Below are 15,065 nucleotides of genomic sequence, written 5' to 3'. Positions count from 1 at the left end.
CATCACCCGTACAGCTCCCCGAGCCCGACGGCCCGCACATCCCCCTCCGAGCCCAGCTCCCCATCGAACCCCACCCCGCTGTAGCAGGCCAGCACCGTGTCCCGTACGTCGTACTTCTTGGCGGCCAGCAACTCCCGCGCCCGCCTGAGGCGAGCGCTGTGCCCGGGGCCCATCGCCTTGCCCCACTTCACCTCGCCCAGCGACAGCACCCGCCGGGGCTCGCCGGGCATGGCCGGCGCGAACACCGCGACATCCACCTCGATCTGCTCGCGCCGCACAGGATCCGTGATCACCCCCGCGCCCACCTCGCCGGGCAGCTCACCGAAGACGTCCTCGGTCCTGGCGAACGCGCGGCAGATCTCCTCGAAGTGGGGGCCGAGCACCTGCCCGCTGAACCGCGCGCGAGCGTCCTTCCAGACCGCCGCCGCCCGGCCGCTCTCCAGCAGCCCCCAGCGTGGCCGCATCACCACCTGGTAGAAGTTGATCAGTGGTTCGCACACGCGGTAGACCGAGCGCGAAGGGTGGAACACGTCGGGTTCCCGGCGCAGCAGGCAGCTGTCCTCCAGGACGTTGAGGTGATGGCCGATGTCCGTGGCCTTACGGCCGATGTAGGAGGCGATCCCGCCCCGCGTGGAGTTGCCGGTCGCCACCGCCGCCAGCACGGAGTGGTAGAGGGCGGAGTCGCGCACGTCCGCTTCCTCCTCAAGGAGGTAACGGGCCTCACGGAACAGCGGCGTGCCCGGGTCGAGCACGGTGCGGCGCACCCAGTCGTCGAAGTCCTCGGGGCCTTGCGGCCCGTCGCCGCCGAGAAACCTGAGGTAGGCGGGCGTGCCACCGACCACGGCATGCGTCTGTACGGCCAGACGCGGGTCACTTACCCGCCAGTAGTCCGCCGCCAGGCGGTATTCGAAGGGCCGCACCACGAGTTCCATCGACGCACGGCCGCGCAGCGGCGCGTTGCCTGCCGGCAACCGGCCCATGACCGACATCGCCGAGCCGCAGAGCAACAGGGACACCGGAGTGTTCGAGGACACGGCCCGGTCGATCTCCCGTTGGATGATTGAGGGCAGCGCGGGTGACACCTTGCACAGGTAGGGGAACTCGTCGATCACCATGATCTCGCGCCGCTCGGCACTGAGCGCGAAGAGCTGCCGCACCGCCTCGTCCCAGCTCGCGAACCGATGCGGGACTTCGGTACCGGTGTACTCGGCCAGCGCGGCCGAGAACAGCATCAGCGATTCGACCTCGGTGGCCTCGGTCGCCGCGAAGTAGAACCCACCGGTCAGGGCGGCCAGCGCCTCCACCAGGAACGTCTTGCCCTGGCGGTGCCGGCCGCTGATGACTCCCAGTTGGGGGCGCTCGCCGGCACGGTCGGCGAAGCGGGCCAGGTGCCGCCATTCGAAGTCACGAGCGAAGATGCGGTCCGGCTTCGCGAGCATGGGGCCTCACAGAACGTAGAAGTACACTTCTAAGAAGTGCGCTTCTATCGTGTCAGGCGGTCGTGACCTCGGGGTGGAGGTCGTAGGTGGCCTCTGGGCTGGTCATGTGGCGGTCGCGGAGCCAGGCTGTGGCGTCCTGGGCGGGCATCGGGCGGCCGAAGAGCCAGCCCTGGCCCAGGTCGCAGCCCATTTCGGCGAGGCGGAGGGCCACCGCGTCCGATTCGACGCCCTCGGCGACCGAGCGCAGGCCCAGGGAGCGGACCAGGTCCACGATGGAGCGGACGATCCGGTTGTCGTCCTCGGACTCGGCGATGCGGCGGACGAACGAGGCGTCGATCTTGACCTCCGACACCGCCAGGCGCTGGAGCCTGATCAGCGAGGAGTAGCCGGTGCCGAAGTCGTCGAGTGCCAGCGGGACGCCGAGGGCGGCCAGGGCCTTGATGGTGTCGTGGGTGTAGGCCTGCTGACCGGTCAGGATGCGCTCGGTGACCTCCAGCTGGATCGCCGACGGCGGCAGCTGGAGGCGGGCCAGGCCGGCTTCGAGCTGCTCGGGCAGCGCCGAGTCGAGCAGGTCGCGGGCGGAGATGTTGACCGAGATCTGCACCGGCAGGCCGGCGCGCCACCAGCGGGCGGCCTGCTCCAGCGCCTCGTTGATGACGTACTCGGTGAGCTGGCGCATCAGGTAGGACTGCTCGGCCAGCGGGATGAACTCCGACGGCGCGATCGCCCCGTGCACCGGGTGCCGCCAGCGCAGCAGCGCCTCGACGCCGTGCACGGTGCCGTCGGCCAGACTCACCTTCGGCTGGTAGTGCAGTTTGAGCTCGTGGTTGTCCAGCCCACGGCGCAGGTCCCCGAGGAGATTGAGCCGTTCAGGCGAGTTGCGGTCCTTGTCCGCCTGATAGAGCTCCACGCCTGTACGGCCTTCCTTCGCCAGGTACATGGCCACGTCGGCGCGCTGGAGCAGCATCTCGAAGTCGGGCGCGTGGTCCGGGTAGAGGGCGATGCCGACGGAGCCGTCCAGGTCGAACGTCATGCCTTCGAGCCGCACCGGCTCGGTGAGCGCGGCGCGCAGCCTGGCGGCAACCTCGCGCGCGGCGTGCGCATCCCTGATCGAGGGCAGCAGCACGGCGAACTCGTCGCCGCCCAGCCGCGCCACGACGTCGCCGGGCCGTACGGAATGGGTGAGCCGGTGCGCGACCATCTGCAGCAGCCGGTCGCCGACCGGGTGGCCCATCGTGTCGTTGACCTCCTTGAACCGGTCGAGGTCCAGCAGGAAGAGGCCGACCCGCTCGTCCTGACGGGCCTCGGCGAGCGCCTCCTCGGTGCTGACGATGAGCATCTTGCGGTTCGGCAGGCCGGTCAGCTCGTCGTGCAGCGCCTGGTGGTCGCGGCGCATCGACAGCGTGGCGGTGAAGTAGACGGCGGCCAGCGGGGCCACGAACAGCGGCACGATCCCCGGTGAGTGCGCCATCACGACGACGACCGGGGGCGCGAGGCCGAGCAGGGCGGCGTACACCAGGCTCTGCGGTCCCACCGTGGCCCGCAGCACGCGCACGATGGACCTACGCTCGTGCAGCGCGACGGCGCCGCACACGAGCATGGCGCGGGTGGCGAAGTAGGCGACCCCGGCCAGGCCGATCGCCGGCAGGTCCGCGCCGGACGGCACCCAGGGCGCCACGGCGCTGGGCATGATGCCGAAGGCGCCGAGCACCACGGCGGCGGCCGTGAGGGCGAGCGTCGACTGGGAGACGTTGAACATCACCCGGTGCCACGCCTTGCGGGTGACCACCCCGTTGACGGCGATGGCCACCGCCTGCAAAAGCACGGCGACGGGCAGCCCGTAGTGCAGCAGGACGGCGAAGGTGAACATGGCCGAGGGGTAGGTGCCGCCCACCGCGGCGGCCGAGGACACCATGACGGGCCGCAGCTCCCCCAGGACGACCAGCACCGTCACCACCCAGAACAGCGCCGTGCGGCCCAGCTCCACGAGCCCGGTCGTGTCCAGCCTGAGCAGGGCGACGACCAGCGCGGTGCAGCCGATCACGGTGGCGCCCGCGAGGAACGCCCACAGGGGCGTGCCCACGCGTGGCCCGGTGTCGCGGGTGTCGGTTGGGTCAGTCATCGGTAACAGAACCCCCATTAGGTCACTATGGGAGGGTACGACCTTAACCCCACTTCGCGAAACCAAGCGCGTACGTTGCGTCACGTCGCTTTCCGGATATACCCACCCTGTGTAGCTCTTAGGTGAACGCTACGTGTGCGCCAGACCTTCCCGAATCCAGAAATCTGTCCGGGTACGGCGCCGCCTGCTTGACAGCTCACTCCTCCGGGGTTACCGCAAGCTTCGCCGCGGCCTCGGGGCCCCCGTCGAGCAGCGCCCGCAAGCCCGCCTCGTCCAGGATCGGGATCTGCAGGCTGACCGCCTTGTCATACTTCGACCCGGCGTCCTCCCCCGCGATCAGGAACGACGTCTTCTTCGACACCGAGCCCGTCACCTTGCCGCCCCGGCTGGTCAGCTCGGCGGCCGCCTGGTCGCGGGTGTACTGGGACAGCGTGCCCGTCACCACGAAGGTGAGCCCGTCCAGCGTCTTGGCCACCTGCTCGACGCCGACCGGCGCCTCGTCCCGCATGCGGACCCCCGCCCGCCGCCAGCGGGTGACGATCTCGCGGTGCCAGTCGACCTCGAACCACTCCTTGATCGTGGCCGCCACGCGCGGGCCGATGCCGTCGACGGCGGCCAACTCCTCTTCCGAGGCGTTCATGACGGCCTCGATCGAGCCCATCGCGGCGGCCAGATCCCGGGCGGTGGGCGGGCCGACGTGGCGGATCGACAGGGCCACCAGGATCTGCGCCAGCGGCCGCTCCTTGGCCAGCTCCAGCTGCTCGATGAGCCGGTGGGCGTTCTGGCTCGGCCGCCCGTCGGCGTTGGAGAAGAGCGAGACGACCTTCTCCTCGCCCGTCTTGGGATCGAGCTTGGGCAGGCCGGAGTCCTGGTCGCGGACGACGGACCGGATGGGGACGAGCCGCTCCAGGGTGAGGTCGAACAGGTCGGCCTCGGTGCGCACCACCGGCTCCTGCGGCGGCAGCGGCTGGGAGAGCGCGGTGGCCGCCACGTAGCCGAGGCCCCTGATGTCGAGGGCGTCGCGATGCGCGGCGAAGAACAGCCGCTCACGGATCTGCGCCGGGCAGCCGCGCGCGTTGGGGCAGCGCAGGTCGGCGTCGCCCTCCCGCTCGTAGGCCAGCGCGGTGCCGCATTCGGGGCAGACGACCGGCATCTCGAACGCGCGCTCGCTGCCGTCGCGCAGGTCGGTGACCGGGGCGATGATCTCGGGGATGACGTCACCCGCCTTGCGCAGCACCACCGTGTCCCCGATGAGCACGCCCTTCTTGGCCACGACCGAGGCGTTGTGCAGCGTGGCCCGTACGACCGTCGACCCGGCCACCACAACGGGCGCCATCACCCCGAACGGCGTCACCCGTCCGGTGCGGCCGACGCCGACCTGAATGTCGAGCAGCTCGGTGTTGACCTCCTGCGGCGGATATTTGTACGCGATCGCCCAGCGCGGCGCCCGCGAGGTGGAGCCCAGCTCGCGCTGCTCCCGGAACCGGTCGACCTTCACCACCACGCCGTCGATCTCGTAGGCCGGGTCGTGCCGGTGGCGGCGGTAGTGCTCGATGTAGTCGTTGATCTCGTCGAGGCCGCCGACCACCCGGTAGAGGTCGCTGACCGGCAGGCCGAACTCCCGCAGCCGGTCGTACACCTGCGACTGCGCCTGCGGCTCGGCCGCGCCCTCCCAGACGCCGACGCCGTGCACCAGCATGCGCAGCGGCCGGCGCGCGGTCACCCGCGGGTCCTTCTGCCGCAGCGTGCCAGCGGCGGAGTTGCGCGGGTTGGCGAAGGGCGGTTTGCCCTGCTCGACGAGCTCCTCGTTGAGCTTGCCGAAGTCCTCGACCGGGATGTAGACCTCGCCGCGCACCTCCACCAGGCTTGGCACGTCATCGCCGGTGAGCCGGTGCGGGATGCCCTTGATGGTGCGTACGTTGGCCGTCACGTCGTCGCCGACCCGCCCGTCGCCGCGAGTGGCCCCGCGCTCCAGCCTGCCGTCACGGTAGACCAGCGCGATGGCCAGCCCGTCGATCTTGAGCTCGCACAGGTAGGGGCCCGGGTCGTGCTCAGCCAGCCGCTCCGCCCTGGCCAGCCAGGCCGTCATCCCCTCGGCGTCGAAGACGTTGTCCAGGCTCTCCAGCTTGGCCAGGTGCTCGACCTTGGCGAAGTCGCCCGAGGTGGGAGCGCCGACCTTCTGCGTCGGCGAGTCGGGGGTCCGCAGCTCCGGATGGGCCTCCTCCAGCGCCAGCAGCTCGTTGAACCACGCGTCGAACTGGGCGTCGCTGACCGTGGGCCGATCCTCGACGTAGTAGCGACGGCGCGCGTCCTCGACCAGCTCGCTCAACTCGGCGTGCCGCTGCGACGCGGCACCGGGCACGATCCCCTGTTCGCTCACGAAGATGCTCCTTCCGCTCGGGAAAACGCTATCGCTCAGCTGTGCTCCGGATCCTCCCGGAGCACCTTGGCCGCCTTGCGGCACGCCGCCAGCGCCGCCCTGGCGTAAGCGGGCGTGGCCCCGGCCAGCCCGCAGGCCGGGGTCAGCACGACCTGCCCGGCCAGCCGCTCGGGCGCGAACCCGAGCCGCCGCCACAACTCCAGCGCCGGCTTGGCCACCACCCCCGTGTCCGGCGGCCGCGTCCCGGTCCCCGGCAGCACGCCGAGGAACAGGGCGACATCCGCCTCGACCAGGTCCCCGATGATCTCCTCGTCCCGGCGCCGCAGCAGGGACGCGTCCAGGGAGATGCCTCGTACGCCCGCTCTCTGCAGCAGTCTGAACGGCACCGACGGCGCGCAGCAGTGCACCACCGGTGCGTCGAACAGGCGCAGCGACTCCTCCACCCGCCACCCCTCCACGGCGCGCAGCCGCCCGAACCCGGAGGCCGTCGGCACGGTCCCCCTCAGCACCCCCGGCAGCCCCGGCTCGTCGAGCTGGAGGACGATCTCGGTGACGCCGGGCAGCCGCCGCCGCACCTCGGCGCAGTGATCCGCCACCCCCTGCGCCAGCGACCCGATCAGGTCCCGCACCGCCCCCGGGTCCGACAGCATCTTGTCGCCGTGCCGCAGCTCGATCGACGCCGCCAGCGTCCACGGCCCGCACGCCTGCAGCTTCAGCGGCCCGGTGTAGTCGTGCCCGATCTCCTCCAGCGCGTCGAGATCGCGCCGGAGATGGTCGACCGCCCGATGGTGGTCCCGCCCCGGCCGCCCCGACATCCGCCATCCGGAGGGCTGCACCTCCACCGGCAGCTCGACGAGCAGCGCGGCGGTCCGGCCCACCATGTCCGCGCCGACTCCCCGGGCGGGCAGCTCCGGCAGATAGGGCAGCCCGGGGACTTCCCCGAACACCATCCGCATCGCCTCGAAATGATCTACGCCCGGATGCGATCCGACCCCGGTGGCTTCCCACGTCAACATGGGCACCAGCGTAGGCTGTCCGATATGGAGCTCACGAAGTACGGGCATGCGTGTGTGCGCCTGGAGAAGGACGGCAAGGTTCTGGTCGTCGATCCCGGCACCTTCACCGCTGACCCGGTCCTCGACGGCGCCGACGCGGTCCTGGTCACCCATGAGCACTTCGACCACCTGGACGTCGACCGCCTCGCCGCCGCGCCGGGCCTGGAGGTCTGGACCTGCGAAGCGGTCGCCGCCCAGCTCACGGACCTCCCCGTCAAGGTCCACGTCGTACGGCACGGCGACGACTTCCAGGCCGCGGGCTTCACGGTCAGAGCGTTCGGCGAATGGCACGCCAAGAACCACCCGGACCTGCCCATCGTGCAGAACGTCGGCTTCCTGGTGGACGACGAGGTCTTCTACCCCGGCGACGCCCTGACCGTCCCGGACGTCACGATCGGCACCCTGCTCGTGCCGACCAACGCGCCCTGGCTCAAGCTCACGGAGATGGTCGACTACCTGCGCGCCGTCCGCCCCGGCCGCGCCTTCTCCACCCACGACGGCCTGCTCAACGACGTCGGCCTCTCGCTGGTGGACAACTGGCTCCGGCTGGAATCGCAGAAGCAGGGCGCCGACATGCGCCGACTCGCCACCGGCGAATCCATCACCCTCGGCTGACCGTGCGGGCTCAGGCCGCGGAGTCGATCGTGGCCGAGCCGATCACGGTGGAGCCGGAGTAGAGGACCGCCGCCTGCCCGGCCGCTACGCCGGTCGCCGGGCGGTCCAGGTCGATGACGAGAGCGCCGTCCCGCTCCTCGAAGCGGCAGCCGTACACCTCGCCGTGCGCGCGGAGCTGCACGGTCACGTCCTGCTGGGCCGACGGGCCGTTCCACAGCGGGCGTACGCAGGTGATCGAGGTGACCTCCAGCGCCGCGCGCGGGCCGACGGTGACCGTGTTGGACACCGGCTCGATCGACAGCACGTAGCGTGGCCTGCCGTCGGCGGCCGGACGATCGATGTGCAGGCCCTTGCGCTGGCCGACGGTGTAGCCGTGGGCTCCCTGGTGGCTGCCGACCACGGCGCCACGCTCGTCCACGATGGGCCCCTCGGCCGAGCCGAGCCGCTTGGCCAGGAACCCCTGCGTGTCGCCGTCGGCGATGAAGCAGATGTCGTGGCTGTCGGGCTTGTCGGCGACGGTCAGGCCGCGCTCGGCGGCCTCCACGCGCACCTCGGCCTTGGTGGACTCCCCGAGGGGGAAGATCGCGTGGCTGAGCTGCTCACGGGTGAGCACGCCCAGCACGTACGACTGGTCCTTGCCGGGGTCGACGCTCCTGGACAGCACGCCGTCGACCACCTTGGCATGGTGCCCGGTGGCGACCGCGTCGAAGCCGAGGGCCAGCGCCCGGTCGAGCACCGCCTCGAACTTGATCTTCTCGTTGCACCGCAGGCAGGGATTGGGCGTGCGGCCGGCGGCGTACTCGGCGACGAAGTCCTCGACCACATCACGCTGGAAACGCTCGGCCATGTCCCAGATGTAGAACGGGATGCCGATCACGTCGGCGGCGCGCCGGGCGTCGCGCGAGTCCTCCACCGTGCAGCAGCCTCTGGCGCCGGTGCGGTGGGATTGGGGGTTCGCCGACAGGGCGAGATGCACACCGGTGACGTCGTGCCCGGCCTCGGCGATCCGAGCGGCGGCCACGGCCGAGTCGACGCCGCCCGACATGGCGGCAAGCACGCGCAGTTTCATGACCGTTCCAGCCTACTGTCCGCCCGGCACTGCCGGGCGCGCAGGGAGGCGCGGGTACGGCGACGTGCGCCGAGCGCGTAAGAAGGCACGAGTGGGGGTGGCGTCTGGGAGGATTCTGGGCATGCGACTGTTCGGGCGCAAAGACGATGATGAGGACCCGGCCAGGGCCGATGATGCCATCGCCGGATTCTGGGCGTGGTGGGACGGCGCCAGGCCGCAGCTGGACGCGATGGTGGCGGCCGGGGAGTCGGAGCGGTCGGCCGACCTGCTCGGGCCCGCGGTGAGCGCGCTGCACGAGGGGCTGGTCTGGGAGGTGGCGCCGGGCCGGAACGCGGCGCACGCCCTGGTGGTGACCGCCGCGGGCGACGCCGAGCTGAGGCCGCTGGCGCACCGCTGGGCCAGGGCCGCGCCGCCGGCCGACCTGCTGTGGGAGTTCCACCCGTCGCGCCCGGCCCATCCGCGGGCCGCGGAGCTCTCCCTGGAGGTGGCGGGCCTGCAGTTCGGGCTGGACCGCCTGGCGCTGGGGTTGCGGGCGCCTCGGGGAGCGCCACGGGTCGACGTGACGGCCTACCATCCGATCTTCGGCGAGCTCGACGAGGACGCCCGGATGGACGCCACGCTGCTCGCTCTCGACTGGCTGCTCGGCGAGGACGACGTGGCGCGCTGGGTGGGTGACATCACCCCGGCCACCTTCCAGCCGATCGACTCGGTGCCCGCCGTTCACCTGCCCGCGATCGTCGCCGACCTGGTCGCCGAGTTCGGCCAGGAGCAGTGGGCGCAGCTGGAGGGGCAGACGGCCGGTGGCGCGCCGCTGGCCGCCATGGCCCGCTATCCGCTGCGGCCGGTCGACTATCCGCTGTTCGACCAGCACATCGCCATCACCCTGCCCTACAAGCACCGTGACCCGAACGGCCTGCCCACCGGCGGCTCGCTGGCGGCGCTGCGGGACTTCGAGGAGCGACTGGCCGCCCGGCTGCTCAAGCCCGGCGGGGACGCGGTGATGGTCGCCCAGCTCAGCGCGGAGCGCCACCGGATCATCCACGTCTACGCCGACCCGTCCGGCGACGGCGCGAGCCACGCCAAGGAGCTGATGGCCGACTGGCGTGAGGGCAAACCCCGGCTGGACGTGACCACCGACCCATCCTGGAGCGCGGTAGCAGCCTTCCTCAGCTGACCCCGGCCTCAAACGCACGCCCGAACCCGGACTGCCTCAACTGAACCCGGCCTCAAACGCGGGCCCGGGGCTGTCTCAACTGAACCCGGCCTCAAACGCGGGCCCGGGGCTGTCTCAGCTGAGGCCGGCCCTTCGGGCGCGCTCCACTACTGCCGGGAGGACTTCGATCAGGCGGTCGATGTCGTCGTGGGTCGAGGTGTGGCCGAGGGTGAAGCGGAGGGAGCCGCGGGCCGCGGCGGCTTCGGCGCCCATCGCCAGCAGGACGTGGGACGGCTGGGCGACACCGGCCGAGCAGGCCGAGCCGGTGCTGCACTCGATGCCCCGGGCGTCGAGCAGCATGAGCAGGGCGTCGCCCTCGCAGCCGGGGAAGGAGAAGTGCGCGTTGCCCGGCAGCCGGTCGACGGGGTCGCCGTTGAGCACCACGTCGGGCACGGCCCGTCGCACCCGGTCGATGAGCTCGTCGCGCAGGCCGGTGAGGCGCAGGAAATGCTCCCGCTGCTCCTTGACGGCGGTGCGGACGGCGGCGGCGAAACCGGCGATGGCGGGGGCGTCGAGGGTCCCGGAGCGCACGTCGCGCTCCTGGCCGCCGCCGTGCTGCACGGAGACGGGGGTCACACCCCTGGCGAGCAGCAGCGCCCCGGCGCCCATCGGCCCGCCGATCTTGTGGCCGGTCAGGGTGAGCGCGTCGGCGCCGGACTCCGCGAACGACACCGGGAGCTGGCCGATGGCCTGGACGGCGTCGGAGTGGAAGGGGATGCCGTGGTCGCCGGCGACGGCCGCGAGGGCTTGGACGGGCTGGACGGTGCCGACTTCGTTGTTGGCCCACATGATGCTGATCATCGCGACGTCGCCGGGGTCGCGGGCGATGGCGGCGCGCAGCGTGTCGGGGTGCACCCGGCCCTGCTCGTCGACCTCCAGGAGCTCCACCTGCGCGCCCTGACTGTCGGCCAGCCACGCGGCCGAGTCGAGGGCGGCGTGGTGCTCGACGGAGCTGAGCAGGACGCGCTTCCTGGGCCGGCGCGCCCAGAACAGGCCCTTGATGGCGAGGTTGTCGGCCTCGGTGCCGCCCGAGGTGAACACGACCTCGCTGGGTCTGGCGCCGAGCGCGTCGGCGATGGTCTCGCGGGCCTCCTCCACCACCTTGCGCACTTCCCGCCCGGCGGCGTGCAGGGAGGAGGCGTTGCCGACCCGGCCGAGTTGCTCCGTCATGGCCTCGATCGCCTCGGGAAGCATGGGCGTGGTCGCCGCGTGATCAAGATAGGCCGACGGTCTGTTCACCCACCCAGGGTATCTCGTTTGCCGGTGTACCGTCCGGACGGTACAGTAGGGGCATGCGAAGGGACGAGCTACTGGATGCTGCGGAGGATCTCCTCTGCGACCAGGGCTCGACCTCGCTCACCCTGTCCGCCGTCGCCGACCGGGCAGGCGTGAGCAAGGGCGGCCTCCTCTACCACTTCGGGACGAAGGAAGCCCTCATCAAGGCCATGGTCGAGCGATTGATCGACGACTTCGACAATCTCATGGCCGCCCAGCACGACGACACCTACACCGAGCGCTACATCGGCGCCACCCTGGCCGCGCTGCGCTCGGGCAGGCTGCGACGATGGGCCGTGGTGACCGGCGCCTCGGGCAATCTCTACCTTCTCGCACCGCTGCGCGAGGCGATGACCCGCTGGCATCGCGAGGAGCTGGACGAGGAGCCCGACCGGCTGGCGTCGCAGATCGTGCGGCTGGCGTGCGAAGGGCTGTGGGACGTGGCGAGCCACGACCCGGAGCTCAACACCGAGAGCGACCTCCAGGCCCTGGACGCCAGGTTGCGGGCGCTGGCCAAACCGCCTGCCTGATCCAGGATCCAGCCGCCCCCGCCCCCGCCCCAGCACCGAAGCCGACCCGTACCGAACGGGAACACGAGCGCACGACCCTGCGTTCGTACGGCTCGCGCCGGAAGAACAAACCCTCCCGAGAGGTACGGAACCCTACCGACACGGGTGCCGTACGGACCTCTTCCCGGGCCTGCCGACACCGGCCCCGGCACCCTGAACGGGCGTGCGCGCCCGTCCGAAACCCCTGACAGTCCGGCAGCCGCCGCTCCCGAAGCGCGGCGTGCCATGAACTCCCGACAGATCCTGATCACGAAAGAGGTGTGCCTCATGACGCGCGACCTGAGGACAGCCCGCAACGGGGCCGTTCTCACCTTCCTCCTCGGCGGCCTGATGGTCGGCACGATGACCGTCCGCATCCCGGCCCTGACCGACAAGCTGCACCTGTCGGAGGCCATGATCGGCACGGTGCTGCTGGTCTGGGGCCTGGGTGCGCTGGTGACCATGCAGGCCATGCGGCCCGTCATGGCCAGGGCGGGGAGCAGGACGGTGCTGCGCGTCGGCGGCCCGGCGACCGCGATCGGCCTGGTGGCCGTGGCGTTCGCGCCGAACCTCCCCCTGCTGCTGGCCGCGGCGGCGCTCTTCGGCATGGCCTTCGGGATGATCGACATCGCGATGAACGCCCAGGGCTCGACCGTCGAGCGCGTCCACGGCCGGCCGTTGATGAACGGCATGCACGCCGGCTGGTGCGTCGGCGCGATCGCGGCGGGCGCTATGGGCGCCCTGTCGATCGTGCTGGGCCTGTCGTTCACCGCCAACGTGGCGCTGGTCGGCCTGGTGTCGCTGCCGGTCATGGTCGCGCTCGGCCGCACCTACCTGCCGGACACCCCGGCGGCGGGGTCGGCCGGTGCGGCTCGCCGCCGGCTGCCGCCGATCGTCTACCTGCTGGGCGCGCTGATGTTCTTCGCGTTCATGGTCGAGGGCACGGTGGCGGACTGGAACGGCCTGTTCATGCGGGACACGCTCGGCGCGCCGGAGGCGCTGGCCGCGCTCGGCTACCCGATCTTCGAGGCGGGCATGCTGATCGCCAGGCTCACCGGTGACCGGCTGCGCTCCCGGTTCGGGGTGCGCGGCATGCTGACCGTCTCGGGCCTGGCCACGGCCGGGTTCTTCGCGGTCGTGCTGGCCGCGCCCGCGCCGATGGTGGCGTTGGTCGCGGTGTTCTTCGTCGGGCTGGGGGTGGCGACGATCTCGCCGCTGACCCTGTCGCTGGCGGGCACCGCCACCGACACGCCCGGCCCGGCGATCGCGCAGGCCGGCGCGATGGGCTACGCGGGGCTGCTGCTGGGGCCGGTGGCGATCGGCTTCCTGTCGGACGCCACGTCGCTGCGTACCGCGCTCGGGCTGGCGGTCGTGCTGGGGCTGCTGATCGCGGCGACCGCCCGCTTCCTGCCCCGCGAGGAGCCGGTGGCGACCCCGCCCGCTCCCGTGCGCGAGCCTGCCGCGGTCGGCTGAACGGAACCTGTCACGGTCGGCTGAAGCGAGCCTGCGGCAGTCAGCCGAAACCCTGTGAGTTCCCGGTGAATCGAGCGTCCGGCCCCGCCGGACGCTCCACCCCTCACAGAACCCTCACAGATTCTCCCAGAACGCCTCCAACCAGGCAGGCCACGCTGGGTCTCATGATCCAGCTCAATGATCTGACCAAACGCTACGGCGAAGTGATCGCCGTGGACGGCCTCGACTTCACCGTACGGCCGGGCGTGGTGACCGGCTTCCTCGGCCCGAACGGCGCGGGCAAGACCACCACGATGCGCATGATCCTCGGGCTCGACCTGCCCACGTCGGGCTCGGTGACCATCGGCGGGCGGCTCTACCGCGACCTGCCGACGCCACTGCGCGAGGTGGGCTCGCTCCTGGACGCCCAGGCGCTGCACCCGCGCCGCAGCGCGAGCGACCACCTGCGCTACCTGGCGCAGAGCAGCGGCATCCCGACCGGTCGCGTCGCCGAGGTGCTCGACCTCGTCGGCCTGTCCAACGCGGCCGGCCGCAGTGCCGGGGAGTTCTCGCTCGGCATGAGCCAGCGGCTGGGCATCGCCGCCGCCCTGCTCGGCGACCCGCCCGTGCTGCTGCTCGACGAGCCCGTCAACGGGCTCGACCCCGAGGGCGTGCTGTGGATCCGCACCCTCATGCGCTCCTGGGCCGCCGAAGGGCGCACGGTGCTGGTGTCCAGCCACCTGATGAGCGAGATGGCACTCACCGCTGACCGCCTGCTGATCATCGGGAAGGGCCGGCTCATCGCCGAGGCGGACACCGCCGAGTTCACCGCGACCGGCGAGGAGGTGTTCGTCCGGGCCGGTGATCCGGCCTTCGCCCGGCGGCTGGAGCTCGCCGGCGGCCAGGTGCTGTCCCAGGAGGGCGGGTTCGTCGTCACCGGCGTCACCGCACCCGACGTCGGCCGGCTGGCCGCCGCCGAGGGCGTGACCCTGTACGAGCTGACGCCGCGCCGTACCTCGCTGGAGACGGCGTTCATGGAGCTCACCCGCGACAGCGCCGACTACAGCGCCGGTCAGGGGGTCGCGCGATGAGCGGCATCCTGCAGGCCGAGTGGACCAAGTTCAGGAGCGTGCGCTCCACCCTCGTCCTGGCCGTCGCCGTCATCGTGATGTCGGGCGCGTTCGGCTGGCTGTTCGGCAACGCGGGCGCCATGGCCTACCTGGACGCCACGCCTCAGGAGCAGCTCGATTTCGTGCCGCTGCACATCGGGAGCCGGGGAATCCTTCTCGTCCAACTGCTGATCGCGGCGATGGGGGCGCTGGCGGCCACCACCGAGTACAACTTCGGCACGATGCGGGCGAGCGTCGCCGCCGTGGGCCGGCGAGAACGGCTGCCTGTCGCCAAGGCCCTGCTGGTCGTGCTGGTGGCCTTGCCGGTGGGGCTGCTGGCCGCGCCGACGATGTTCCTGACGAGCCAGATGGCGCTCATGGCGGGCGGCGCGCCACGGACCTGGTTCGGTGACCCCGCGGTGACCAGGTTCCTGATTCTGGCGCCGGTCGTGCTCGCGCTGCTGGCGCTGTTCGGGCTGACCCTCGGGTTCCTGCTGCGGAGCACCGCCGCGGCGGTGAACGTGAGCACCGTGTTCCTGCTGCTCCCGGTCATGAGCGACGTCGCCCCCGCCCTGGTGAGCGACTTCATCACCACCTACTGGCCGAACGTCGCCGGTTTCCAGGCCGCGGCCGTCACGGAGTCGTCCTGGCTCGGGCTCTGGGGCGGGCTCGGCCTGCTGCTCGCCTTCGTGGCCGCCATGGCGACCGCCGCTTTCGTACGGTTCCGTACGCGTGATGTCTGACTCCGGTGGGTTCGGGCTCGTAAGGTGAAGGCGTTCCGGAGGGGA

General features: G+C 71.5%; 12 protein-coding genes. 6 read left to right on the top strand and 6 right to left on the bottom strand.

All coding sequences use genetic code 11. From position 1 onward, the window contains the following. Positions 1–2: 2 nt before the first annotated feature. From IEY87_RS00920 to IEY87_RS00905, 4 genes are all read right to left on the bottom strand, one after another. Positions 3–1,439, bottom strand: coding sequence for an AAA family ATPase (locus tag IEY87_RS00920; protein ID WP_189136522.1), 1,437 nt, complete (start codon positions 1,437–1,439; stop codon positions 3–5). A gap of 52 nt (positions 1,440–1,491) precedes the next feature. After that, positions 1,492–3,561, bottom strand: a complete 2,070-nt coding sequence (locus tag IEY87_RS00915; protein WP_189136521.1) for a putative bifunctional diguanylate cyclase/phosphodiesterase — start codon at positions 3,559–3,561, stop codon at positions 1,492–1,494. 196 nt (positions 3,562–3,757) lie between these two features. Continuing rightward, positions 3,758–5,941, bottom strand: a complete 2,184-nt coding sequence (gene ligA / locus IEY87_RS00910; protein WP_225276856.1) for an NAD-dependent DNA ligase LigA — start codon at positions 5,939–5,941, stop codon at positions 3,758–3,760. A gap of 35 nt (positions 5,942–5,976) precedes the next feature. Then, positions 5,977–6,957, bottom strand: a complete 981-nt coding sequence (locus IEY87_RS00905) for a methionine synthase (RefSeq protein WP_189136520.1) — start codon at positions 6,955–6,957, stop codon at positions 5,977–5,979. A gap of 24 nt (positions 6,958–6,981) precedes the next feature. Here IEY87_RS00905 and IEY87_RS00900 point away from each other — a divergent pair, with 24 nt between their 5' ends. Beyond that, on the top strand, positions 6,982–7,611 hold the full coding sequence (locus IEY87_RS00900) for an MBL fold metallo-hydrolase (protein WP_189136519.1): 630 nt from the start codon (positions 6,982–6,984) through the stop codon (positions 7,609–7,611). Between the two features lie 10 nt (positions 7,612–7,621). Here IEY87_RS00900 and mnmA read toward each other — a convergent pair whose 3' ends face one another. Next, positions 7,622–8,680: a tRNA 2-thiouridine(34) synthase MnmA gene (gene mnmA / locus IEY87_RS00895; protein ID WP_189136518.1), complete on the bottom strand. Its 1,059-nt coding sequence runs from the start codon at positions 8,678–8,680 to the stop codon at positions 7,622–7,624. A gap of 121 nt (positions 8,681–8,801) precedes the next feature. On the opposite strand from mnmA, the gene IEY87_RS00890 reads away from it, so the two are divergent. Beyond that, entirely contained in the window at positions 8,802–9,854 is a 1,053-nt protein-coding gene (locus IEY87_RS00890; RefSeq protein WP_189136517.1) for a DUF695 domain-containing protein, read from the top strand. A 114-nt stretch (positions 9,855–9,968) separates the two neighbouring features. Here IEY87_RS00890 and IEY87_RS00885 read toward each other — a convergent pair whose 3' ends face one another. Next, positions 9,969–11,132 (bottom strand): cysteine desulfurase family protein, encoded by a 1,164-nt coding sequence (locus tag IEY87_RS00885; protein WP_225276857.1) that lies wholly within the window; start codon positions 11,130–11,132, stop codon positions 9,969–9,971. Between the two features lie 53 nt (positions 11,133–11,185). Here IEY87_RS00885 and IEY87_RS00880 point away from each other — a divergent pair, with 53 nt between their 5' ends. The 4 genes from IEY87_RS00880 to IEY87_RS00865 all read left to right on the top strand — a co-directional run bounded on the left by IEY87_RS00880 (position 11,186) and on the right by IEY87_RS00865 (position 15,020). Beyond that, positions 11,186–11,698, top strand: coding sequence for a TetR/AcrR family transcriptional regulator (locus tag IEY87_RS00880; protein WP_189136516.1), 513 nt, complete (start codon positions 11,186–11,188; stop codon positions 11,696–11,698). A 306-nt stretch (positions 11,699–12,004) separates the two neighbouring features. Next, positions 12,005–13,189, top strand: a complete 1,185-nt coding sequence (locus IEY87_RS00875) for an MFS transporter (protein ID WP_189136515.1) — start codon at positions 12,005–12,007, stop codon at positions 13,187–13,189. Positions 13,190–13,353: 164 nt separating this feature from the next. Further along, positions 13,354–14,259 (top strand): ABC transporter ATP-binding protein, encoded by a 906-nt coding sequence (locus IEY87_RS00870; protein WP_189136514.1) that lies wholly within the window; start codon positions 13,354–13,356, stop codon positions 14,257–14,259. After that, positions 14,256–15,020: a hypothetical protein gene (locus IEY87_RS00865; RefSeq protein WP_189136513.1), complete on the top strand. Its 765-nt coding sequence runs from the start codon at positions 14,256–14,258 to the stop codon at positions 15,018–15,020. The genes IEY87_RS00870 and IEY87_RS00865 overlap by 4 nt, the downstream gene beginning before the upstream one ends. Positions 15,021–15,065 lie beyond the last annotated feature (45 nt).

This window comes from Nonomuraea glycinis, assembly GCF_014646515.1.
In the GTDB taxonomy this organism is placed as follows: domain Bacteria; phylum Actinomycetota; class Actinomycetes; order Streptosporangiales; family Streptosporangiaceae; genus Nonomuraea; species Nonomuraea glycinis.
Note: the sequence above shows the minus strand (reverse complement) of the source record. Positions and strands in the feature narration are given on the sequence as shown.